Origin of the sequence: Ralstonia sp. PBBBR1 (assembly GCF_002256165.1) — a bacterium.
In the GTDB taxonomy this organism is placed as follows: Bacteria; Pseudomonadota; Gammaproteobacteria; order Burkholderiales; family Burkholderiaceae; genus Ralstonia; species Ralstonia thomasii.
This window is the reverse complement of the sequence record NZ_NKIL01000008.1, coordinates 23,728-44,207: the sequence shown is the minus strand read 5'-3', so window position 1 is coordinate 44,207 and position 20,480 is coordinate 23,728. Positions and strand designations below refer to the sequence as shown.

The window sequence follows — 20,480 nt, the reverse complement described above, 5'->3', positions numbered from 1 at the left end:
GAGAGCCTCAAGCAGGTGAACCGGCTTGGCCCTGGGAATTTCGCATCGTCTCAGTGCCGCCTAAGTCTGCCTGCGTAGCTTCTCCATTGCGCACCTCCGCGCGCATGTCAGGAGAAGCACCATGTACCGCTACACCAAGCTTTCCCTCCTCGCCATTGCCATTGCGATGACGGGCGCGGCCGCCTACGCCGCCAAAGCCCATATTCAAAACGACGCCCTCGCTGTCACACAAGCAAAGATCCCGCTGACTCAAGCTGTCGCAGCTGCAGAGCAGCACGCCAATGGCAAGGCGTCACGCGCCGAATACGAGCAGTCGAAACAGGGCTGGGTGTACGACGTGGAAGTTGTGAGCGGAGCCAAAGTCTTCGACGTTCGGATCGATGCCGACAAGGGCACGGTCATTTCTGCTGTCGAGGACAAGGCCGATCACGACGACGTTCACGACAAGCAAGACTGATTGCGTACGGCAACCCTGGGTCTATGTCGAGGCTAAGTCCGCTCAACCAAACTGCCCTCAGGTTCCCACTAAAGCGAGGACACATCATGAATCGGTGGCAGGTAAGTGACGCATGGAACAAGGTGCCCGAGATTGCACTGTCGTTTTGGATCGTCAAGATCATGTCCACGACGGTGGGCGAGACGGGAGCCGATTTCCTGGCCGTGAATGCCGGGTGGGGCCAAGCCGCAACGCGAGCCGTGATGGCCGCATTGTTGGCAGCTGCCTTGTTTGCGCAGCTGCGGTCTCGCCGCTATATCCCGTCGATCTACTGGCTCACGGTCGTCCTGGTCAGCGTGGTCGGCACGCAGATCACGGATCTGTTGACGGATGGGTTGGGTATTAGCCTTTACATCAGCACCACCGCGTTTGCTCTGCTGCTCGCTGCCATCTTCTTCGTTTGGTATCGCGTCGAACGAACGCTCTCGATCGACTCGATCGTCACGCGTCGTCGGGAGCTGTTCTATTGGGCCGCCATCCTCTGTACGTTTGCACTGGGAACCGCGGCGGGCGATTTGGCGACGGAAGCGCTGGGCCTTGGCTTCACGTGGGGAGCCGTGGTGTTCGGCACGTTGCTCGGCGTCACGTACGCCGCCTGGCGTATCGGTGGCAACGCCGTGCTCACGTTCTGGATCGCATACATCCTGACCCGACCCTTCGGCGCGGCGCTCGGCGACTTGCTCACACAAGCAAAAACCTACGGCGGTCTCGGCATGGGCGCCATGTGGACCAGTGCCCTGTTCCTCACGGTGATTGTCTTACTGGTGGCGGCTGAGCAGTTCGGCATGGGAAGAAGCCGAGCTGTAGAGGCCACCGAATAGCGCTTCGTTTTTTAGGAGAACCCCCATGTTCCATCAACACACACTCGTTCGGGCGACTGCCACAGTCTCGGCCATCTTGTTTCTGAGCATCGCCACCGGTTGCTCCAAACCGGAGGCTCAAGCCGCGACTGGGACAGTGCCGGGCACATCGACTCAAACCGCATCACCACCCCAATCCAAAACCGCGTCGAAGCTTGGTGATCTATCGGCGTTTCGCAGCATTGCGACGGACGTTGCCAACCTGGTAGACAAAGGTGATCTGGCGGCCGCCAAAGCACGCATCAAAGATCTGGAGATCTCTTGGGACGCGGCGGAAGCCGGCCTGAAGCCTCGGGCGGCCAATGATTGGCACGTACTGGATAAGGCCATTGACCGTGCGCTGGCCGCATTGCGCGCCGACACACCCAAGCAGCCCGACTGCAAGGCTGCGTTGACCGATTTGTTGAAAACCTTCGACACGCTGCAAGGTCGGACTTGATTTGCGAGGACGCATGATGAAGACGTCAACAGAGCACGCTCTGGCCAAAGTGCCAGAAGTCACATTGGCCTTCTGGCTACTCAAGATTGCGGCCACCACACTGGGCGAAACCGGTGGTGATGCTGTCTCGATGTCGATGAACCTGGGCTATCTGGTCGGCACCGGCATCTTTGCCGCCGTCTTCTTGGTGTCGGTAGCCGCACAAATAAAAGCCAAGGGCTTTCATCCGCTTCTCTACTGGACCACCATCATCGCCACGACCACGGTCGGCACGACGCTGGCAGACTTCGCGGATCGCTCCCTGGGTATCGGATATGCAGGCGGCTCCACCTTGCTGCTGGCGCTGCTGCTCGGCTCGCTTTTTGCGTGGTACCGCACGTTGGGGTCGGTGTCGGTGAGCACCGTCCACTCGCCCAGGGCTGAAGCGTTCTATTGGGTCACCATCATGTTTTCGCAGACCCTGGGCACAGCCCTGGGCGATTGGACTGCCGACACGGCTGGCTTGGGCTATACAGGGGCGGCCGTGGTCTTCGGGGCGCTGCTTGCCCTCATCATCGTCGCCTACTACTGGACCCGCGTCTCCCGCACGCTGCTGTTCTGGGCCGCGTTCATCCTGACACGCCCCTTGGGCGCCGTGGTCGGCGATTTTCTTGACAAACCACACAGTGCGGGTGGGCTCGCTTTGAGCCGCTACTCCGCGTCGGCCGCACTGCTTGCCTTTATCCTGACCGGCATGCTGCTCTTCAGGCAACGCGCAGCTCGGGTTGCCCATTGACTGGGGGCAATGGCTGGAGGGCACATGGGGGTATTGCTTGTCGAGTTGCTCGGGTTCATCCCCGCCCGATTCAGCGCCGACATCGGCAGCAAAACTGGCTATCGGTACGGCCGCACTGGCGCCCTGAGAATGGCGGTCCCAAACCCACGAAAACGTTGGTTGACGGTACCGCCAAGAACACGGAAACGACAAAGCCCCGCCATTGGCGGGGCTTTGTTCGAACCAGGCTCCGTTTGACCGGGGCGCTGGACTTGCTGGCGGAGCAGTGAGTCTGGGGCTGATTCGTCTCTGCGCACCGCCCTGCTAACAGGGAAATTTGCAGGGAGTTTGGCACTTTCCCTTCCCCTGATCCGGCCATACCCCAGATTTTGCGCGGGCTGCCCAGAGGTTGCTCGGCACGACGACCGACTCGGAACAGCGAATAACAGGGAAGCAGGCAGGTTTTCCAGCCTGGCACGTCATGGCAAAACGTTGACGCAACAGACTGTCGCCCGCAGCGGCCGCAGACGTTCGTCTTCATCTAAAACATCCGGTCCTCCCCCAAGGTGTCTGAAATTCGGTAGCCCATTGCGCCAAGCGACCGCGGTATGTGGAACGAAACGGGAACGCATCGATGGAGTTGTAAGGCCGGAATAAATGATGTATTGTCGATGCATGTTATATCGCTGCGGGCAAAGTTGAAAACCGCGCACCCACGGCCGACGGCAAGACAGGCCGAACAGGAAGATGAGAGACACGAAGTGAAACTAGATGGCCTACTGACCAAACCAACGCCTTCTTTCGACGAGCCGCTCGAAATGCTCAAGGCGTGTCACGAGCGTATTGCCGCGCAGTGCGCCACGCTCGCAAAACTGTCTGCACACCTGCCATCGCACGGTGCGGACGAGCAGGCGCGGCAGGCGGCCCGAAACATCATGCGCTACTTCGACGTGGCCGGGCCTCATCATCATGCCGACGAAGAAGAGGATCTCTTTCCGTTGCTGATGGTAGAGGGCCAGCGCCTGCGTTCACCGGTGGTCGAGGTGATCGCGTCGCTGCTCGATGAGCATCGATCTCTGGAAGCAAGCTGGGCGCAGTTGCGAGCAGTCCTTGCCGATATCGCCCAAGGCCAGGTCCGGCCGATCGAGCGCGCCTGGACGGACAGCTTTGCTGACGCATACCGCCGTCACATCGCCGTCGAAGAAGACCAGGTTCTGGTGTTCGCCCAAGCGTGCCTAGATCGGCAGCAACTCGCAAGGCTGAGCGCAGCGATGGTTGCTCGACGCGCTGTGGCATCGCACTGAAACCCCAATGAAGCCCATCACTAGGGCACTCTTTCCAGGAGAACCTTCCATGCCAACTTTGACAGACATCCACACCATCTTCGCCCAGCATCATGTTTTCGATGCGCGCGGCATTGCCAAGCGTTTCCGGCACGCGGCCATCTTCGGCGCGCTCGACGCCCTGGAGCCAGGCGAGGTGATGCGCTTTGTCAATGATCATGATCCACTCCCGCTCCTTGCGCAGATTGATCGGCACTACGGGCCGCGCGTGGATGCCGGGTATGTCGCCCGCGAGCCGGGCAACATCGTGATCGACTTTACGGTGAGAGCGGCAGGCTGAATGTCTGCCGCGCCGGCCATCAATGCCGGCGAACGTGTTTTGTGGCCGGCCGCGATCGTCGATCAGGTCGGCATAACGGATGCATGATGCGCAGATGACTCGGTCATTTGCAAACGTGCGGACACGTGCCGGTGACCTGAATACTCGTGGACAGAGGACAACATGCTGACCACAATCCAACTCGACAACGCACGCGCGCCTGACACCAGTTGCGAGACGCTTATGCCGCAGGCGCACCAAGAGATTGAGGCGACGAACGTCACCTGCAACAGTTGTGCATTGGCGCGCTTGTGCACCGCTGAGCCAGTCGACACATCGGCCGCAGAGCGGCTCAACGAGTCCATGCGCGGCATCCGCATGATCAAGCGCGGACAAGCGCTGTACCGCAGAGGCGGCAGCCTCCAAAGCATCTATGCCATCCGTGCCGGCTCCTTCAAAACCGTGATCCATCGGACAGGAGGCGAACAGGTCGTCGGCATCGCCTTGTCGGGTGACCCGCTTGGCGTTGACGGTATCGCCAGCGGCAAGCATGTTCACGATTGCCGAAGTACGGAAACAGTACGTCGACCACTTCGTCATATGCCTTGGCAAGCGAAAGCTGCGGAACGATTACCGCCCCTGACGACGCTTCCGACTTGAGGTTCCATTTGCCCTTGTCTTCGCCGTCTTTCTGCCCCCAGCGGAACCCCACCGACCCGACCGGCGTGACGACCTTGCCCGACAGCTCGTCGATCATCACGGTCTTCCAATCGGGGTTGTTCGCCTCGCCCATCGCGCCTTCAAAATCCGATGCGCGCACCAGCCTGTCGGGCACATACTGGTCGCCGCGCCGCACAAGCCGCACCAGGCAGGGCATGTCGGTGAAGCGGCGGCAGTAGTCCATGAAGTAGTCGCTCTTGCCCGCCAGGTGGAATTCCTTGAGGATCACGTGCCCCATGGCGAGCGCCAGTGCGGCGTCGGTGCCTTGCTTGGGATGCAGCCAGATGTCGCCAAACTTCGCGCCCTCGGCGTAGTCAGGGAACACCGAAACAATCTTCGTGCCCTTGTAGCGGGCTTCCACCATGAAGTGCGCGTCGGGCGTGCGCGTCTGCGGCACGTTCGAGCCCCACAGCATGATGAACGTCGAGTTGTACCAGTCGGCAGATTCCGGCACGTCGGTCTGCTCGCCCCAGGTTTGCGGCGAGGCGGGCGGCAGATCGCAGTACCAGTCGTAGAAGCTCAGGCACACACCGCCGATCAACGACAGATAGCGCGAGCCGGCCGCGTACGAGACCATCGACATAGCAGGGATCGGTGAAAACCCCACCACGCGATCCGGGCCGTACTTGCGGATGGTGTAGACGTTGGCGGCGGCAACGATTTCGTTGACCTCGTCCCACGTTGAACGGACAAAGCCGCCAAGGCCGCGGCGGCTCTGATAGCTGCGGCGCGCGGTGTCGTCTTCAACGATCGACTGCCAGGCCTGGACCGGGTCCATGATCGCGCGGCGCTCGCGCCAAAGCTTGACGAGCGCGCTGCGCACCATCGGATATTTCAGCCGATTTGCGCTGTACAGGTACCAGGAGTACGACGCCCCGCGCGAACACCCGCGCGGCTCATGGTTCGGCATGTCAGGGCGCGTGCGCGGGTAATCCGTCTGCTGGGTTTCCCACGTAACGATGCCGCCTTTGACATAGATCTTCCAGGAGCACGATCCTGTGCAGTTGACCCCGTGCGTGGACCGGACGACCTTGTCGTGCTGCCATCGTTGGCGATATGCCTCTTCCCACTTGCGGTCTTCGTCTGTGACAGCCCCGTGTCCATCCGAGAACACTGGCCGCTCGGTGACGAAAAAGCGCAGCCTGTCAACGAAATGGCTCATGGGGACCCCTTCCTGGTTTGCATCGGCAAGCGTTGTCCATTAAAGGAAGAGAATGGCGATATGTAAACTCCGGCTTGTGCGCCAAGCTGTAGCCCCCCTTCTGCACAGGCCCGGTTGTGCACCGCAAAGAGGCCGCGCCGGGTTTCGACGGAGGCAATGGACCATGCCTCGCATGCTATCTAGCCACACCTGCTGAACCGCCCGAAGCCGAGGCGATTCAGTTTGATGCTACTCATGCGCACGTTGTTGATTGGCACCGAATCCTGACCCAACCGAGGTCGCCGCGGGTACCGTGGAACAAAGGGAAATTGACCGGTCAGAAGCCGCCGCTCAAGCTCAGCGAGATCTGGGCGATCCGCGTGCGCCTGCAACTCTCCTCCAACGTGCGTGATCTGGCGACGTTCAACCTCGCCATTGACAGCAAACTCCGAGCGTGTGATCTCGCGAAGCTACGTGTGTGGGATGTCTGCCATGGCGAGCGTATCGCCATTCGGCCCAATGGCCCAGTAGGTATGGTTCAACGATGGCTCTTGTGTGCGGCTGCGCCCGGAATATCCACATCACGTCTGGAGCTACGACTTCGTGCACCACACTACCGAAGACGGCCGCAGCCTGCGGCTGATGACGCTCGTCGACGAGTTCTCGCGCCAGTGCCTGGCCATCAAGGTAGGACGACGCTTGAACAGTATGGACGTCATCGAGACACTGGCTGACGCCATGCTGGCACATGGCATCCCCGAGCATGCGCGCTCGGACAACGGTGCGGAGATGACAGCGAACATCGTGCGTGACTGGCTGGGCCGTTTGGGCGCGAAGACGCTGTTCATCGCACCCGACAGCCCGTGGGAGAATGGCTACTGCGAGTCCTTCAACGGCAAGCTGCGCGATGAGCTGCTCAACGGCGAACTGTTCTACAGCCTCAAGGAAGCGCAGGTCGTCATTGAACAATGGCGCCAACACTACAACACGCAGCGCCCGCATTCGTCGCTTGGATAAAGGCGCTGCCCGAGGTGCTCCGCCGCTTTCCATATCACGCGGAGGCGTCGAGGGAAGGGTCTTTTCGAAATCCCGATGGTGTGGCGTTCAAACTCCAAAATTTACGGCAGATTGCCGCCGGCAAGGGTTTAGGGAACGTTTCAGAAACGGATCGCGCGGTTTGGTCCGAGTTTGGGGCGTCGCCCACGGCGGTGAAATCACTGACTGCGTACGTACAGCCCGTCGCTGCCCAGCCCAATCACTGCGCGGCGTCGCTGCGCCGGATCACCGGCAGCCCCCAGGAGTAGTGCAGCGCGAGGGTGCGGATAGCAAAGCAGATTAAGGCGCCAAACCACGGCGTGAGCGTGAGCGTCCAGTCCATGCGCTGTCCAAGCACCTGGATGGCCGCCCCGACCAGCGCTGCCACGGCGTAGATTTCCTTCTCGAGGATGATCGGCACGCGGTTGAGCACCACGTCCCGTGCCACGCCGCCGCCGACGGCCGTCACCATGCCGAGAAGGATGGCCACCTCAATGTTGTGGCCGAACCCCAACGCCTTATGCGCCCCGACGACGGCAAAGAAGCCCAGCCCGAGCGAATCGAAAAAGATGATCGGCTGTTTGAGGTGGTCAATCATGGGGCGTGCCCAGATCGCAATCGCTGACGCGAGCGCTGAGGTGGCGAGGTAGCGCCAGTCCGAAATGCCCGCCGGCGGCAGTGCACCGATACACAGGTCTCGAATCACGCCGCCGCCGCACGCCGTCAGATAGCTGATCGCAAGAACGCCAAACAGGTCGAGCCGCTTCTGTTCGGCTGCGAGGGCACCACTGACCGCGAAGGCGAGGGTGCCGAGCAAGTCGACCAGGACAAAGAGGTTGTGCTCCATCATGTTGCCGGAGAAGTGCAAAGCCATGCCGAGGCCGCCGTGAGCATCGCGTGCAGGCCGGTTTCCAGCGTCGGATGAATGACCGGTGCGAACTTGGGTGAATGGTTACTCGGTATTTTGTTGACCTGCCTGGCCGCTTCGGCTTGTGCATAGATTTGAGGGTCGGTTCCGCCGATGAACCAGAAGACGTAAGGCACATTCCAGGCACGCCCAAAGATGCTGAAGTCTTCACTGGCCGACGCAGGCTTCGTCTCGTAAGCCTTGTCGCCGAACTGGGCCTTGAAAGCCTCTGCCAGCCGCTGCGTGGCGGCCGCGTCGTTTTCGGTGAGTGGATACGCGCTGAGGGTCGTGAACTCCGGCGGCCGCTCGGCGTTCGATGCATCGCACTCCGCACAGCAAATCCGTTTGATAGAAGCCAGCATGTACCCGGAGCAGGTACACAGCAGAAACTGCGTGGTCGCCGAGCAGGACGCCAGGAAGTCCGCCGAGCAGCGGCTCAAGAAGAAGATTGAGGCACAGCAGGTTGCCACGACAGCCGAGCTCAGCAAGACCGTCCTGCTCACCTTCATGGGACAGCGCTACATTCCGAGCGATGTTCTGGCAGGACGGATTGACGATCAATTTTCCGTCGAAATCGGCGTCAGGAATTCTGGTCCCAAAGCGATCAAGGGCATCAAGGTGCAGCTCGTCTTCAAGAATACCTTCGGGGAGGTCATCTCCAAGATGCATCTGAATATCGAGCAGGCGATCCCGCCCGGCGGTGAATACGTCTGGAAGGGGAGCAGAAAGATCAACGAGTTCATCGATGAAGATCGCCACTTGATGCACTTGAAGGACGGCCAGTCCTCGGCAGAGATGCAGCCAACGATGGTCGTGTATGTGGACGGCTCCACCATTGGCAACCCCGACGCAACTTGACTGGATGTTTCGCCCCTTCTGAGCGTTAGCCTCTTGGCGCCAAATCGCTTTTCCCGCGACAGGTCTATTGCAGGAGTGAAGCCCATTTGCGGTTTCAAAACGCGCCGCTGTGTCATAGCAATGGCTGACGCCTGCCACGCAGCCCGCTCCACCTGATGGCAGGTTAGATGCTGCGTTTTTATGCTTTTTTTTTTCGGTTCATCGCCGAATTCCGCGGAGGGCTTGTGGTCCGGCGGCAGAATTCGGCCAGGAACTGTCGTTCAAGCGATGCAACAATTTGCCGCATAGGCCGGCCAAAAGATTGCCTTGGCAAATACATCCCTGAAGGGCGCGCGTGAACGCCCGCTTCAAGTTGAAGCGGATCATCGATACGCATGCGGCAAACCGATTGGCAACGTCGTCTTGACGCAGATCTGGATACTGATGCTCTTTTTGCGGTGTAATACTGCGCATCCGCACATGCTGGACATTGTCCGCACCAGGACCGCCCGGCAGCTTCACTAGCCCATCATGCATTTCGCTCGCACCCGCAAAAGACTGACCGCCTGGCTTGGCCTGGTGGCGATGGTGCTTGTGCTTTTTGTGCCGATGGTGAGCCAGGCGCTGGAATTGCACGAGCTGCGGGCGTTCGAGCAGGCCGCGCCGCTTTGCGAGGCCAAACAGTCTGCCTCCGCCAATACCGATCTACCCGCTGGGCACGACATGCCGGCCGGCCACCATGCGGCATGCGGCTACTGCGATCTGCTGGCAGAACACGTGCTGGTGCCAACTATCATCCCAGCGATGGCGGCACCGGCGCCAATCCATGCAACGGCATGGTCCCCGGAGCCCGGGCGCCTGGCCGTGCACCAAGCGCGCGAGGCCGGACGGCCGCGCGATTCACCCCTCCTCTTCTGACCACGTCAACCCGGGCAGCGATTGCGCAACGCACTCGCACCCGGCCAGGGCCGTTTTCAGACAAGACGCCGTGCGACGCACCGACCACTGGTCAGGGCGCGCACGTACATATCAGAGCGAGGAATCTCCATGGCAACACCATCCAACATGATCCGACGCGCAGCACTGCTCGCCTGCGCCGTCGGCGTGTTTGCACCTGTCGCGGCGCATGCCTGCGCCACCTGTGGCTGTTCACTCAGCACCGACGCCGCGATGGGCTACTCGGCCATCCCGGGTTGGCGTATCGGCTTCGAATACACCTACCTTCCTCAGAACCAGTTGCGCAACGGCACTCACGCGGTCACGCCAGCGCAGGCTGCCGCCATCAACGATGCCGGCGGCAACCAGGAAGTCGAGCGCCAGACCATCAATCGCTACATCAACCTCGGCATCAATTACAGCCCGAACAGTAGCTGGAACTTCGGCGCGATCGTGCCGTACGTGGACCGCAGCCACACGACGTACGGCGCGGCCACGTCCGACCAGCTCACCCCGGGCAATGTCAGCGGTGGCACCGCTAGCGGCCTGGGTGACATCAAGCTGATCGCCAGCTACCAGGGCTTCCTGCCCACGCACAATCTGGGCGTGCAACTGGGCGTCAAGCTGCCGACCGGCCGCTACGGCGGGCAGAACGTATTGACCGGCAATACAGTCGGGCGCAATCCGGTGTTCTTCAACAGCGGCCCGAGCGCGACGGGCGGGCAAGCTCTGGATACCAGCCTGCAGCCCGGTACAGGTAGCACCGACGTGATCCTGGGTGCCTACTACTACCAGCCCGTCAGCCAGGATTTCGATGCGTTCATCAACGGCCAATTCCAGGCCGCCGTTCACCAACGGCTGAATGAGGCTGGCGCGGACTTCCGCCCCGGCAACCTCGCCACCATGAGCTTTGGCGTGCGCTACGAGGCCAATCCGCACGTCGTGCCGCAGTTGCAGTTCAACGTAACGCGCAAGAACGCCGACAAGGGCGCACTGGCGGATACCACCAACACCGCAGGCACGGTGATCTACCTGTCGCCGGGCGTGACGGTGAGCGTGGCGCACAACGTGCAGATCTACGCATTCCTGCAGAGGGCGCTGTACAGCAACCTGCAGGGTTACCAGCTCTTCCCGCGCTGGTCGGGCACCGTTGGAGCCAGCTATGCGTTCTGATACGGAGTGCCGTTCGCCGCGCGCATGGTCGCGACGTACGTGGCTGCAAGCGGCCAGCACGGTGGCGCTGGGCACCGGGCTGGGTAGCCCATCTCACGATGCACATGCCGCGAGCCTTGAAGTCGGGCGGCCGGCGCCTGCCCTGGTGCTGCACACGATTGATGGCCGCAACATCTCTACCGAAGACCTGCACGGTCATGTCGTGATCCTGAGCTTCTGGGCGACATGGTGTGGGCCGTGCCATCAAGAGCTACCGTTGCTCTCCGATTACGCGGCGAAACACGCGCATCGGGGTCTACGCGTCCTCGGCTTCAGTCTGGACGAGCCAGCCTCGTTGTCAGCGGTGCGGGAAATGGCGGCGGCATGGAGCTTTCCCGTGGGGCTGCTTGCTAGCGCCTATGCGGGTGGCTACGGCCGCATCTGGCGAATTCCGGTCAACTTCACGATCGACCGCAACGGCCTGCTGGCCGACAACGGCTGGGACTCGCGTGAACCCGCGTGGACGGCCGAACGGCTTGATCGCATCGTCACACCGTTGTTGCGTTGAAGGGCCGATCGTGGCGGCGTTGCACCCATCAAGAAATCCAGCGCATGCCGCCTCGCCTGCTATCGGCAGACGCTGCCAGGGAAGGGGCGACTGACCGTTTTGGGTCGGGAAGCGACCGTCGGCTATGCAAATTGACTGGATGTTTCGCCCCTCAGAGCGTTACTGGTGTTACCGCCGCGGCTAGCGTGGCGGCCCACACCAGGAGCGCATGATGAACAAATCCCCGACCCCGAAGGCACCCGGCCGTGCCTCCACGACCAAGTCTGCAACCGGTCCGGAGAAGAGCCGTAAAGGCCTCAAGGCAACTCAGGCCAAGGCCCCCGCCTCCGCCAGTCGCCGCCGGGCCACCAAGCCCCCTCCCGCTGCGGCTTCAAGTGAAGCCGTGGAGGCTCCCGCCACCAAGCAGGCCCAACCGATCGCCCTGCTCAAACAAGCCTCCGGCGCCAGCCTGGCTGATCTGATGAGCGCCACCGGATGGCAGGCCCACTCCGTGCGCGGCGTGATCAGCGGTGTGTTGCGCAAGCGCCTGCAACTGCTGGTGATCTGCGAAACGGTTGAGGGGAATGATGCGTTCAGTCATCACTCGACGCGTTGAATGCGCCCTTCCAACTGGGGCTTGAGACAGCCCAGCACGCCGCTCAGCCGTCCGGCCGATTCAGTCTGAAATACGCGTTCAGCAGTGAGGACTTGTACACCACGCCAAGCAATGTCTGCGGAGCACCGTTGCCTCCCACGGCGGGTATACCGAAAGCTGCGGTCGCTTGGCGACGCACCGACAAGCGATCCGAGGTCACCGCTACGTGACTCCCCAACCCTGTAGCCTGCTGAACGCGTTCCTCGCCGCCGTCATATCGCCACAGAACCGCCTGCGCAGGGGGCGAGCAGAACCCTGTGACACGTAACGACCCGATGCGCCACGCTCAGCGCGCGATCATTGAAAGTTGTTTTTCCATTCGCGAAGCGCGGCAAAGACGTGCACATCACCAAGACTGGCTGACGGCAACTGACTGAGCGACTGCCGCACGCTGGGTTCGCGCGAGCGAAGGAACGGGTTGATCTGACGCTCGAGCCCAAGGCGGCTCGGTAGCGTCGGCAATCCTTGCGCGCGCAACATCTCGCAATAGCGCACGTGGCGGGCCAGAGCTTCGTTAGATGGTTCGACCGTCTGCGCGAACCGCAGGTTGGCTAGCGTGTATTCATGCGCGGGACACACTTGCGTCTGCGCCGGCAAGGCCGCGAGCGTATCGAGAGATGCCAGCATCTGCTCCGGTGTGCCCTCGAACAACCTTCCGCAGCCTCCCGAAAACAGCGTGTCCCCGCAAAACAAGAGCGGTCCATCGGGGCAGGCAGCACTGAAATAAGCGATGTGGCCGGCGGTATGTCCCGGCACATCGATCACCTCAAACTGCTGCTCCAAGACATCCACCCGATCGCCCTGCCTCAGCCGGCGCGCAGGCTCGGGAATCGGCTCGCCCGCCGGACCGTAGACAGCAGCACCGGTTTGCTGGCGCAGCGCCTGCACTCCGCCGACATGGTCGGAGTGATGGTGCGTCAGAAGTATCCCCTGCAGAACCAGACCGTGCTTCTGCAGATAGTCGAGCACTTGTGCAGACTCCCCAGGATCCACGACCCAAGCGTGTCGCTCATCATGCAATACCCAAATGTAGTTGTCAGCGAACGCCGGCAACGGTCGAAGTGTCAACATGGGGAGGCAGCCTTCAGGCAAATTCCAGCGCCGACGGCGCCTCGGCTTGCGCGGCGTTGAGTTCATCGCTCGCCGCCAGCGCGGCCAGTTGACCGACGACTCCGTATAGATAGAAGCGGTTGGGCTCTTCATCCGTAGTGCACAACGAGAGCGAGCGCGATTGCGAGGATTGATCGACCGGCAGCATGGGCGAAAACACCGCCCCCGGGGCATTCAGATGCTCGTCCACGCCCTTGCCGGCGTTGGCCCGATAAAAACCGCCCACGACGTGCTGCCCGATCATGTAGACAACAGGTTCGGCCACGGCGCCGTGCAATCGCTCCCTCGTCGGCACCCCTTCCTGGATGATGACGCGGCTAAGCGGCTGACTATCCTTGGTAACAGCCGAAAGCGGGCCCGAGAGCGCGGTGAAGAGATGAGGAATCATGGCGCGTTGCTTCCGAGATCAGATCAGGCACGCTGAGCCATGCCCGCGCGATGGCACGCTCAGCGATAGTGACCGAGGCGCTCAAGCACCTCGATCTTGTAGCCGTCCGGATCCTGGATGAAGAAGAAGCGGGCTAGCAACGCATCGTTTGCCTTGAATTCCTTGACCGCCAGCGGCTCGTAGCCCGCCCTGAGCAATTCGGCATGCTTGGTGGCCACATCGTCGACAACCACGGCCACATGGCCATAGCCGTCGCCGTGGGTGTAGGGCTCCTGGCGGCCCTTGTTCAAAGTCAGTTCCAGTTCAACATCGTTCTCTGCATTGCGCAGGTAGACGAGCCCGAAGTCCGGAAAATCGAGCGTATGCGAGGGCGTGAGGTCCAGTACCTCGCGGTAAAACTTCAGCGACGCGTCCAGGTCGCGCACGCGGATCATCGTATGGATGAGCTTGGCCATGTTTCAGTGGGTAGTCTGTAGTGTTCTCTTCTGCGGTGCCATCTGTGCCTGCATCACCCCCTCAGCCTGCCGTGCAGCTTCGAGCTGGTCGCATTTGCGACGAAGGTAGCGCAGACAGGTCACCCGCAGGAAGGACGTGAAATTCTGAACGTCGCCCCTGTGATGCAGGATCTCGTCGTGAAACTGGACGATCAGCGCGTTGGTGGTCATGTTTTCATCCGCGGCGAGGATCGCCAAGGTATCCCAGACAAAGTTTTCCAGCCGGATGCTGGTGTGTACCCCATGAATGCGCACGGAGCGCGTACGCGATTCATAAAGAATGGGATCAGCGGTGACGAAGAATTCACACATCGCAGTCTCCTGCAGAGGGTCAACCGACGCTGCGGCACTCAGATCGAACGTTGCGACATCTGCTTGGCAATGTAGTCAGCCTGCCGGATAGCGAGCGTGACGATGGTCAATGTCGGGTTTTCCGAGCCGCCCGTGGTGAACTGGCTGCCGTCGCTGATGAACAGATTCGCGATGTCATGTGTCTGCCCCCATTTATTGCAGACGCCATCCTGCGGGCGGGCGCTCATTCGGGCGGTACCCAGATTATGGGTCGAGGGATACGGCGGCGTGCGGAACGTCTTGATCGCACCGACTGCACCGTAGATGCGCTCGGCCTGGGTGTAGGCGTGTTTGCGCATGGCGATGTCGTTTTCGTGATCATCGAAGTGCACATTCGGCACGTAGTTGCCCCATTGATCCTTGACGTTCGTATTGAGCGTAACGCGGTTCGTCTCACGCGGCATGTCTTCACCGACGAGCCACATACCCGCCAAATTCGTATAGTGATCCATCCACCACGCGAAGTCGGAACCCCACCCTCCCGGATTCAGAAAGGCTGCCATGAACGGAATACCCAGCGACAGCGTTTCGAGTTCGTAACCGCCGACGAACCCACGACGGGTATCGTGGCGAGCCTCGTCACGCACAATGCCGGCCATGGTCGTGCCGCGGTACATGTGCACAGGCTCCTTGAATGCCGCATAAACCGACCCGGTCATATGGCGCATGTAATTGCGGCCGACCTGACCCGACGAATTGGCCAGACCGTCCTTGAACATGTTCGAAGCGGATAGCAGCAGCAGACGCGGTGTTTCGATGGAGTTCCCCGCCACGCAGACGATGCGCGCCTTTTGCCGCTGTTCCTTGCCGTCCTTGTCCATATAGATGACGGCATTCACGCGCCCCTTGTCATCGTGTTCGATGCGGGTGACATGCGCCTGCGTGCGCAACTCGAAATTGCCGGTAGCGTCTGCCTCGGGCAACTCGGTGTACAGCGTCGACCATTTGGCGCCGCTCTTGCAGCCCTCGAAGCAGAAGCCGAGCTGCATGCAGCGTGCGCGACCCTTGCGCGGCTTGCTGTTGATGGCCATGCTGCCGGTGTGCACTTCCTTATAGCCGAGCCGGGTGGCGCCGTTGTACATCACCTTGAAGTTGTTGTTGCCCGGCAGGCCCGGGATGCCATTGGTGCGCGTGACGCCCATCTTGTCTTCGGCTTTGGCGTAATACGGCTCCAGCTCCTTGAGCGTGAGAGGCCAATCCAGCAGATTCGCTCCCTTGAGGTCGCCGTAGAGCGTCCGGGCTTGAAATTCATGCTCCTGGAAGCGCAGAGAAGCGCCGGCCCAGTGCGTGCTTGTACCTCCAACCGTCTTGCAGATCCAGGCAGGGAGTTCCGCAAAATCCTTGGCAATGCGCCAGCTTCCGGAGGTCGTGCGCTTGTCGAGCCAAGCCAGTTGGCTGAAGGCCTTCCATTCATCATTGATGAAGCTGGCATTCGACTGCTTGCCGCCTGCTTCCAGCACGACGACCTTGATGCCTTTCTGGCACAGCTCGTTGGCCAGCGTGCCGCCGCCGGCGCCAGAACCGATGATCACGACGACCGAGTCATCGCTGAAATCAAACGTTGCCATACATGTCTCCTGTATTGCGCACCAGCATGCCGCCGGCATTTTTGTCTCGCTCCAGTCAACGGGCTCGGCTCTGCGTCGAGCACTTAACGGGCTTGAAGCGGAGGGTTGTTGCGACGCGTATCAGCCCAGAAACGGCGGCGGACTCGCTTCCACCGGCGGCGCTGGCAACCACTTCAGATCCTGGAAGCCGCGAGTGATATAGCCCCCCTTTTCCCACGCCGATCCCGGGTAGCCGAACGTGGCAAACGCCATTTCGTTGTCGTAGAGCGAGGTCACGCACTGGCCTCGAACCGTGTTGAAGAAGGGCTTGCCTTCCATGGACTTGACCGCTGCCAGGCGCCTCTTTGCGCTGGCCTTGATGAAACTGCCGCCAGCCAGCTTATCGAGCGCGGCAATACCTTCGTGCAACTGCGTGGCCGCCTGGGCGTCCTGAGCGGCTTTTGCATCCAGGTCTTTCACGAGCAGTGCATAAACGGCGTCGGGCAGCTTGGCGTGGGGAAACAGCACACGCCCCATCTGCAGCAGCGTGTCGCCCTCGGCCTTGCTCAGCGCCTTGAGCTCGACAGCCCACACCGTAGACGGGGCCAGCAACGCCAGCGGGCTGCCGATGGCCAACGTGCCCACGAGCACGCCGGTACCTTTGAGCATGCTTCTACGTGTCAGCGTCAGTTCCTTCTTCGAAGCTGCCGCGCCCGGTTCTTGATCATGTGAAATGGGAATGACTTTCACAGGCGTAACCTCCAGAATGTTCAGCGCTTGTCGCCATGCGGCGGACTGACGCGCGTTTTCACAATGTCACCACGAACAGCAAGACAGCTCGCTAAACTCATTGATCGGGGCAGTCGGCCAAAATCCACGCAGCCAGAATCCTGGCATCCGCATCGGACAACTGGGCCTGAGGCGGCATGGCAATCTCACCCCATTTTCCTGCCCCGCCTGACTTGATGCGCGCACCGAGGACAACGGGATTCCCGCCTTTGTATTTGGCCGCCACGTCTTTGTAGGCGGGCCCGACCACGCGTGATTCGACCGCGTGGCAACCAAGGCATGCATTCTGCGAGAGCAGCGCCTTGGCCCGGCCAACATCCAGTGCAGCATGCGACGCGCTCGCCGCCAATAGAGCAGCGCCAATCAATGCGCTGCGGAACAGGACGCGCAGGGTCTGCATGTGCGCGTCCTCACTTGACTTGGGCGGGATATTCAAGGGTGTCGTCTCCATCATGGATCTGGCTCCTCTCTGATGAAGGAGTTGATGGGACTATAGGAGCAAGCATGAGGGCACGGGTCACATCCCGTTATTCACAGGGGAAACCCTTGTGAAGCAATTGAGTCGGAATGACGCAAACGTGCGCGCAGTATGGGCTGGCTGGGCCTGAACTAAAGTTCGAACTTGCGCTGCTGTTGTGTCTCAACGCACGCGATGACCGTTCCACCTCGGGCAACGCATCCGCCCTGCAAGATCCGCATGGCATTCTGTTTGTTGCGCAGTAACGCCCCACGCCGCCCCGTTGCTCGTGTTTCGACAAACGGGGCGTGATCGCCAGGCTGCGGCCCAGGATCACTGAGAAAACGCACGCCGGTCCAGACCTCGGATGCCCTCAGGCAGCACGTGCCATTGCCCATCGATTGGGCCACCCAACGCCAGTTGCTCGGGTTCATCCCCGCCTGACTCATCACCGATATCGGCAGCAAAACCGGCTAACGGTACTGCCAAGAACGCGTAAACGACAAAGCCCCGCCAATGGCGGGGCTTTGTTCGAACCAGGCTCCGTTTGACCGGGGCGCTGGACTTGCTGGCGGAGAGGGTCCTTTTCGAACCCTCCCTAGCTTTCCGCTAGGGCAATGCTCAGGCAGCCAGCCGGAGCATCTTTTTCAAGGCCCTGAGCGGACGCTTAAAAGACACGGCATTTTGCACGCGGGCGCGTAAGTCCTTGTCCGTGATGGTTTCCCAGGCGCATATCGCTAGTCCCTTGGCTACCGGAACCTTGGCGATTTCGCAGAGTTTCACGATGGCGTCGGGGCCTACGTGGCCGCGCTTGCGCCACGTGCTTACTACGCTCGGCTGTGAGCCCACTTGTTTGGCAATCCAATAATCGCTATTGGATCCCCTTGCTCGATCAAGTATTTCAATTGTACTTCTCATGTTGCGAACTCCTATCATGGTGAAGCACTTCTCATGCTGAGAAGTGCTCGTGCCGATAGTTATCGGTTCGTTAACCATACACCATTTCCGGCATCTGAAAGGACCGGTCCGCCAATAGGAGCAGTGCCATGCAGAAGAACCGCGTTGTTGTCGACATCCACGCCATTACCGTTCGCGAGGGCGTTTCGAAAAAGAACGGGCAGCCGTACCACATGGAGGAATGCGCGTGCATGACGACGACGGAGTACGTCAATCCCGAGGGTGTGGTGGTAACGGAGACGATGCCGGGCATGGTGATGCTGCCGAAGCATCTGAACGGGCAGGTTCGTCCAGGGAAGTTTGAGGCGACGGTGGGCCTGGGGCAGTTCGAAGGGAAGTTGACGTTGCGCGTGGTGGACCTGACGCCGGTCGATGCAAAGGCCGCTGTCGAGCCGCCGCGCCCTGCTGCCAACGCTGCGAAGTCGCAGGCTGCTGCGTCGTAATGCAGCGTGAAGCGAAGCCCTCTTTGGAGGGCTTCATGAGTTTACGGAGGGCGTGATGTCACACGTGAATGCGAGTTCGTTGCGGTCTGTGCTGCTGGTGATGGTCGGTCTGTCGCACGGTGAAGGTTCTGTGGAAGTCGTGGCGGAGTGTGGCGATTGCGCGCGCTATTGGCTCGGTGAGCTCGGCGGCTTGATGGGGGTGTGGTGATGCTGGCAATCCTGGCGTGGTTCGGTGTTCGGTCGGCGGCTGTCCGGCTCGACCGTAAGCGCTTCGCGCGCAAGTACCTGGTCGCGATCAAGGGGCGGTGATGGCTCAATGCGTCCAAATCGTCAACGGTCAGTTTCAGCTCGACAGCGCCTCTGCGTCGTCGTGCACGGGTTATCTGCTGCTGACTGCTGACGAGGTGGCGCTGTTGCATGCGCTGCCGCCGCTGTCGGTGAGCGACGGTGCGCTGATTGGAGGCGCGATCCTTGGTTGTTGGGGTCTCGCCTTCGTTTTCCGGGCCGCTGGTCGGCTCATTTTCCAACGTGATGGGAGTGAAGAATGAACAAGTTTTTCAACGCAGGTAAGGCTCTGGTGGCGCGTGGTTGCGGCAAGGCTCTGGTGGTTGCAAGTGGTGTCGGCCTGGCCGGTGCTGCACACGCGCAGACGTCGGGCACGACCGTCGACGTGTCGTCGGTGGTGTCGACCATCAATGGTGGTCTCGCCGCGATCGCTGCGATCGGTCTGGCCGTGCTGGGCGTGTATGGCGCAATCGCGATCTACAACTGGGTCAAGCGCCCGATCAAGTGATGGTGCGGGGCACGCTCCTGTGCCTGGCAAGACGCGGGGGCTTCGGCCCCCGTTTTCGTTGGAGGCGGTGATGGAAGGCTACTTCGTAATCCTGGCGCTGGCGGGGGCAGGATGGATTCTTTTCTCGTGAGGGTGGTGAGCTATGTCCTGGTCGTTTTTCTCGCATCCTGCGCGCATCTGGACACGTGGCCTCCGGGTTCGTGCGCTACTGGTCGTAGCGCTTGCCTGTGGCCTGAGTACGGTTTCTGAGGCTACGGTGGTTGATCCCAGTTCCAGTGGTTGGTCTGATTTTTCGGGTCGCGGACCTAACTGCAGCTCTTACACCTGCACGGCGCAGCAGGCCTGTATGAATCAGCTGACTGATGGAGATGTGGCTTCGGGGAAGAGTTTGTCGTCGATTGGGTTGGGCGATTCTGGGACGGCGGCCATGTGTTATTTCACGATCAATGGGAACGTGGTGCCGGGCACGTGGATTGGCAGAAATGGTCCGTACGTTCCGCCTCCGTCGTGTCCTGCTGCCGGTGCGTCCGCGCCAGGTGGCAATACAGCGAACGGTACGAGCCCGACGCAGACGATTTTGAACCCGCAGGTATGCGTGGGCGGGTGCACGTACAACTACAGCTCGTACTGGACCGGTGCGACGCCTGGTCAGACTGGTGGGTATCCAGCGCAGTACACGGGCTTGAGCTCAACAGGCAGTGCGTGCAGTGGTACTGGCACGCCGTCAGCTGCTCAACCGTCGCCGACTGATCCACCGAAGCAGTGTGGTGCGAAGCAGTACTCCGGCACGGTCAACGGTGCGAACGTGTGCATCGATTATCCGATTCAGACCACGGGCGGTCAGACGTCGACTACGACGACGGACGCTCCTGCCAGCAGTCCTGCGGCCTCGAATTCCAGTACGAGCAACAGCTCTACAACGTGTGATGGCACCACTTGTACGACCACGACTGTGGTGGTTGGTGGCGGTGGTGGTGTAGGTGGTGGCGGGTCGGGTTCTGGTGGAGCTGCGAGCGGTGTCGCAGCTAGTCCGTGTTCGAGTACGCAAGTTAGCACGGGTGCTGCTGTGC

The 20,480-nt window shown here is 61.0% G+C and carries 25 protein-coding genes and 4 pseudogenes; 18 read left to right on the top strand and 11 right to left on the bottom strand.

What is annotated here, in order from left to right; translation table 11 throughout:
• Positions 1-121: 121 nt before the first annotated feature.
• The 6 genes from CFE42_RS15865 (at position 122) to CFE42_RS15840 (ending at position 4,172) form a co-directional block, all read left to right on the top strand.
• Complete coding sequence (locus tag CFE42_RS15865) at positions 122-457, top strand: PepSY domain-containing protein (protein WP_004631218.1); 336 nt, start codon at positions 122-124, stop codon at positions 455-457.
• An 86-nt stretch (positions 458-543) separates the two neighbouring features.
• Positions 544-1,317 carry a membrane protein gene (locus CFE42_RS15860; protein ID WP_004631220.1) on the top strand — a complete coding sequence of 258 codons (774 nt, stop codon included), beginning with the start codon at positions 544-546 and terminating at the stop codon, positions 1,315-1,317.
• A gap of 25 nt (positions 1,318-1,342) precedes the next feature.
• Positions 1,343-1,795, top strand: a complete 453-nt coding sequence (locus CFE42_RS15855; RefSeq protein WP_004631222.1) for a hypothetical protein — start codon at positions 1,343-1,345, stop codon at positions 1,793-1,795.
• A 16-nt stretch (positions 1,796-1,811) separates the two neighbouring features.
• Positions 1,812-2,570 carry a membrane protein gene (locus CFE42_RS15850; RefSeq protein ID WP_004631224.1) on the top strand — a complete coding sequence of 253 codons (759 nt, stop codon included), beginning with the start codon at positions 1,812-1,814 and terminating at the stop codon, positions 2,568-2,570.
• A 677-nt stretch (positions 2,571-3,247) separates the two neighbouring features.
• Positions 3,248-3,853 carry a hemerythrin domain-containing protein gene (locus CFE42_RS15845; RefSeq protein ID WP_235201987.1) on the top strand — a complete coding sequence of 202 codons (606 nt, stop codon included), beginning with the start codon at positions 3,248-3,250 and terminating at the stop codon, positions 3,851-3,853.
• 49 nt (positions 3,854-3,902) lie between these two features.
• Entirely contained in the window at positions 3,903-4,172 is a 270-nt protein-coding gene (locus tag CFE42_RS15840) for a DUF2249 domain-containing protein (RefSeq protein WP_004631230.1), read from the top strand.
• A gap of 526 nt (positions 4,173-4,698) precedes the next feature.
• On the opposite strand, the pseudogene CFE42_RS15835 reads toward CFE42_RS15840, so the two are convergent.
• Positions 4,699-6,033 (bottom strand): annotated as a pseudogene (locus CFE42_RS15835) (molybdopterin-dependent oxidoreductase); the annotation flags it as partial.
• Between the two features lie 260 nt (positions 6,034-6,293).
• On the opposite strand from CFE42_RS15835, the pseudogene CFE42_RS15830 reads away from it, so the two are divergent.
• A pseudogene (locus tag CFE42_RS15830) lies at positions 6,294-6,527 on the top strand (integrase); the annotation flags it as partial.
• Positions 6,528-6,543: 16 nt separating this feature from the next.
• A pseudogene (locus tag CFE42_RS15825) lies at positions 6,544-7,029 on the top strand (integrase core domain-containing protein); the annotation flags it as partial.
• Between the two features lie 238 nt (positions 7,030-7,267).
• Here CFE42_RS15825 and CFE42_RS15820 read toward each other — a convergent pair.
• Both CFE42_RS15820 and CFE42_RS15815 read right to left on the bottom strand, forming a co-directional pair.
• The gene (locus CFE42_RS15820; RefSeq protein ID WP_004631238.1) at positions 7,268-7,921 is read right to left on the bottom strand and encodes a trimeric intracellular cation channel family protein; all 654 of its coding nucleotides are present in this window, start codon (positions 7,919-7,921) and stop codon (positions 7,268-7,270) included.
• Positions 7,894-8,319 (bottom strand): annotated as a pseudogene (locus CFE42_RS15815) (M20/M25/M40 family metallo-hydrolase); the annotation flags it as partial. The pseudogene CFE42_RS15815 and the gene CFE42_RS15820, both read right to left, overlap by 28 nt.
• A gap of 28 nt (positions 8,320-8,347) precedes the next feature.
• On the opposite strand from CFE42_RS15815, the gene CFE42_RS15810 reads away from it, so the two are divergent.
• The 5 genes from CFE42_RS15810 to CFE42_RS15790 all read left to right on the top strand — a co-directional run bounded on the left by CFE42_RS15810 (position 8,348) and on the right by CFE42_RS15790 (position 12,042).
• A complete protein-coding gene (locus tag CFE42_RS15810; protein ID WP_004631242.1) occupies positions 8,348-8,812 on the top strand; it encodes a hypothetical protein in 465 nt (154 codons plus the stop codon).
• A 510-nt stretch (positions 8,813-9,322) separates the two neighbouring features.
• Complete coding sequence (locus tag CFE42_RS15805) at positions 9,323-9,709, top strand: DUF2946 domain-containing protein (RefSeq protein ID WP_004631244.1); 387 nt, start codon at positions 9,323-9,325, stop codon at positions 9,707-9,709.
• A gap of 129 nt (positions 9,710-9,838) precedes the next feature.
• Positions 9,839-10,900: a hypothetical protein gene (locus CFE42_RS15800; protein WP_004631246.1), complete on the top strand. Its 1,062-nt coding sequence runs from the start codon at positions 9,839-9,841 to the stop codon at positions 10,898-10,900.
• Positions 10,890-11,447 carry a TlpA disulfide reductase family protein gene (locus CFE42_RS15795; RefSeq protein ID WP_004631248.1) on the top strand — a complete coding sequence of 186 codons (558 nt, stop codon included), beginning with the start codon at positions 10,890-10,892 and terminating at the stop codon, positions 11,445-11,447. Before CFE42_RS15800 ends, CFE42_RS15795 begins: the two co-directional genes overlap by 11 nt.
• Positions 11,448-11,658: 211 nt before the next feature.
• Positions 11,659-12,042: a DUF3489 domain-containing protein gene (locus tag CFE42_RS15790; RefSeq protein WP_004631250.1), complete on the top strand. Its 384-nt coding sequence runs from the start codon at positions 11,659-11,661 to the stop codon at positions 12,040-12,042.
• 336 nt (positions 12,043-12,378) lie between these two features.
• Here the strand turns inward: CFE42_RS15790 and gloB are convergent, their stop codons facing one another.
• The 7 genes from gloB to CFE42_RS15755 form a co-directional block, all read right to left on the bottom strand.
• Positions 12,379-13,152, bottom strand: coding sequence for a hydroxyacylglutathione hydrolase (gloB, locus tag CFE42_RS15785; protein WP_004631252.1), 774 nt, complete (start codon positions 13,150-13,152; stop codon positions 12,379-12,381).
• A 13-nt stretch (positions 13,153-13,165) separates the two neighbouring features.
• Positions 13,166-13,579, bottom strand: a complete 414-nt coding sequence (locus tag CFE42_RS15780; RefSeq protein WP_004631254.1) for a glutamate--cysteine ligase — start codon at positions 13,577-13,579, stop codon at positions 13,166-13,168.
• Positions 13,580-13,638: 59 nt separating this feature from the next.
• Positions 13,639-14,034: a VOC family protein gene (locus CFE42_RS15775; RefSeq protein WP_004631256.1), complete on the bottom strand. Its 396-nt coding sequence runs from the start codon at positions 14,032-14,034 to the stop codon at positions 13,639-13,641.
• A 3-nt stretch (positions 14,035-14,037) separates the two neighbouring features.
• Entirely contained in the window at positions 14,038-14,385 is a 348-nt protein-coding gene (locus tag CFE42_RS15770; RefSeq protein WP_004631258.1) for a ribbon-helix-helix domain-containing protein, read from the bottom strand.
• Positions 14,386-14,423: 38 nt separating this feature from the next.
• Positions 14,424-15,992 carry a GMC family oxidoreductase gene (locus CFE42_RS15765; protein WP_004631260.1) on the bottom strand — a complete coding sequence of 523 codons (1,569 nt, stop codon included), beginning with the start codon at positions 15,990-15,992 and terminating at the stop codon, positions 14,424-14,426.
• Between the two features lie 120 nt (positions 15,993-16,112).
• The gene (locus tag CFE42_RS15760) at positions 16,113-16,721 is read right to left on the bottom strand and encodes a twin-arginine translocation signal domain-containing protein (protein WP_004631262.1); all 609 of its coding nucleotides are present in this window, start codon (positions 16,719-16,721) and stop codon (positions 16,113-16,115) included.
• 97 nt (positions 16,722-16,818) lie between these two features.
• Positions 16,819-17,214 (bottom strand): c-type cytochrome, encoded by a 396-nt coding sequence (locus CFE42_RS15755; protein ID WP_004631264.1) that lies wholly within the window; start codon positions 17,212-17,214, stop codon positions 16,819-16,821.
• 113 nt (positions 17,215-17,327) lie between these two features.
• Between CFE42_RS15755 and CFE42_RS15750 the strand changes: the two genes are divergently transcribed.
• The gene (locus CFE42_RS15750) at positions 17,328-17,483 is read left to right on the top strand and encodes a hypothetical protein (RefSeq protein WP_004631266.1); all 156 of its coding nucleotides are present in this window, start codon (positions 17,328-17,330) and stop codon (positions 17,481-17,483) included.
• A 355-nt stretch (positions 17,484-17,838) separates the two neighbouring features.
• On the opposite strand, the gene CFE42_RS15745 is transcribed toward CFE42_RS15750, so the two are convergent.
• Complete coding sequence (locus tag CFE42_RS15745; RefSeq protein WP_238563799.1) at positions 17,839-18,213, bottom strand: hypothetical protein; 375 nt, start codon at positions 18,211-18,213, stop codon at positions 17,839-17,841.
• A 50-nt stretch (positions 18,214-18,263) separates the two neighbouring features.
• On the opposite strand from CFE42_RS15745, the gene CFE42_RS15740 reads away from it, so the two are divergent.
• From CFE42_RS15740 to CFE42_RS15725, 4 genes are all read left to right on the top strand, one after another.
• Positions 18,264-18,617 carry a hypothetical protein gene (locus tag CFE42_RS15740; RefSeq protein WP_004631270.1) on the top strand — a complete coding sequence of 118 codons (354 nt, stop codon included), beginning with the start codon at positions 18,264-18,266 and terminating at the stop codon, positions 18,615-18,617.
• 55 nt (positions 18,618-18,672) lie between these two features.
• On the top strand, positions 18,673-18,825 hold the full coding sequence (locus CFE42_RS15735) for a hypothetical protein (protein ID WP_004631272.1): 153 nt from the start codon (positions 18,673-18,675) through the stop codon (positions 18,823-18,825).
• A gap of 100 nt (positions 18,826-18,925) precedes the next feature.
• On the top strand, positions 18,926-19,165 hold the full coding sequence (locus CFE42_RS15730) for a hypothetical protein (RefSeq protein ID WP_004631275.1): 240 nt from the start codon (positions 18,926-18,928) through the stop codon (positions 19,163-19,165).
• The gene (locus CFE42_RS15725) at positions 19,162-19,410 is read left to right on the top strand and encodes a major capsid protein (RefSeq protein ID WP_004631276.1); all 249 of its coding nucleotides are present in this window, start codon (positions 19,162-19,164) and stop codon (positions 19,408-19,410) included. The genes CFE42_RS15730 and CFE42_RS15725 overlap by 4 nt, the downstream gene beginning before the upstream one ends.
• The last annotated feature ends 1,070 nt before the right edge of the window (positions 19,411-20,480 follow it).

Excerpts from the sequence above, each read along its gene's own strand:
- CFE42_RS15805 (WP_004631244.1), top strand. The coding sequence starts at position 9,323 with ATGCATTTCGCTCGCACCCGCAAAAGACTGACCGCCTGGCTTGGCCTG.
- CFE42_RS15740 (WP_004631270.1), top strand. The coding sequence starts at position 18,264 with ATGCAGAAGAACCGCGTTGTTGTCGACATCCACGCCATTACCGTTCGC.
- CFE42_RS15735 (WP_004631272.1), top strand. The coding sequence starts at position 18,673 with ATGTCACACGTGAATGCGAGTTCGTTGCGGTCTGTGCTGCTGGTGATG.
- CFE42_RS15775 (WP_004631256.1), bottom strand. The coding sequence starts at position 14,034 with ATGGCCAAGCTCATCCATACGATGATCCGCGTGCGCGACCTGGACGCG.
- gloB (WP_004631252.1), bottom strand. The coding sequence starts at position 13,152 with ATGTTGACACTTCGACCGTTGCCGGCGTTCGCTGACAACTACATTTGG.
- CFE42_RS15840 (WP_004631230.1), top strand. The coding sequence starts at position 3,903 with ATGCCAACTTTGACAGACATCCACACCATCTTCGCCCAGCATCATGTT.
- CFE42_RS15800 (WP_004631246.1), top strand. The coding sequence starts at position 9,839 with ATGGCAACACCATCCAACATGATCCGACGCGCAGCACTGCTCGCCTGC.
- CFE42_RS15750 (WP_004631266.1), top strand. The coding sequence starts at position 17,328 with ATGACGCAAACGTGCGCGCAGTATGGGCTGGCTGGGCCTGAACTAAAG.
- CFE42_RS15770 (WP_004631258.1), bottom strand. The coding sequence starts at position 14,385 with ATGTGTGAATTCTTCGTCACCGCTGATCCCATTCTTTATGAATCGCGT.
- CFE42_RS15745 (WP_238563799.1), bottom strand. The coding sequence starts at position 18,213 with ATGGTTAACGAACCGATAACTATCGGCACGAGCACTTCTCAGCATGAG.
- CFE42_RS15855 (WP_004631222.1), top strand. The coding sequence starts at position 1,343 with ATGTTCCATCAACACACACTCGTTCGGGCGACTGCCACAGTCTCGGCC.
- CFE42_RS15780 (WP_004631254.1), bottom strand. The coding sequence starts at position 13,579 with ATGATTCCTCATCTCTTCACCGCGCTCTCGGGCCCGCTTTCGGCTGTT.
- CFE42_RS15755 (WP_004631264.1), bottom strand. The coding sequence starts at position 17,214 with ATGATGGAGACGACACCCTTGAATATCCCGCCCAAGTCAAGTGAGGAC.
- CFE42_RS15850 (WP_004631224.1), top strand. The coding sequence starts at position 1,812 with ATGAAGACGTCAACAGAGCACGCTCTGGCCAAAGTGCCAGAAGTCACA.
- CFE42_RS15820 (WP_004631238.1), bottom strand. The coding sequence starts at position 7,921 with ATGGCTTTGCACTTCTCCGGCAACATGATGGAGCACAACCTCTTTGTC.
- CFE42_RS15790 (WP_004631250.1), top strand. The coding sequence starts at position 11,659 with ATGAACAAATCCCCGACCCCGAAGGCACCCGGCCGTGCCTCCACGACC.
- CFE42_RS15765 (WP_004631260.1), bottom strand. The coding sequence starts at position 15,992 with ATGGCAACGTTTGATTTCAGCGATGACTCGGTCGTCGTGATCATCGGT.
- CFE42_RS15730 (WP_004631275.1), top strand. The coding sequence starts at position 18,926 with ATGGCTCAATGCGTCCAAATCGTCAACGGTCAGTTTCAGCTCGACAGC.
- CFE42_RS15725 (WP_004631276.1), top strand. The coding sequence starts at position 19,162 with ATGAACAAGTTTTTCAACGCAGGTAAGGCTCTGGTGGCGCGTGGTTGC.
- CFE42_RS15795 (WP_004631248.1), top strand. The coding sequence starts at position 10,890 with ATGCGTTCTGATACGGAGTGCCGTTCGCCGCGCGCATGGTCGCGACGT.
- CFE42_RS15865 (WP_004631218.1), top strand. The coding sequence starts at position 122 with ATGTACCGCTACACCAAGCTTTCCCTCCTCGCCATTGCCATTGCGATG.
- CFE42_RS15860 (WP_004631220.1), top strand. The coding sequence starts at position 544 with ATGAATCGGTGGCAGGTAAGTGACGCATGGAACAAGGTGCCCGAGATT.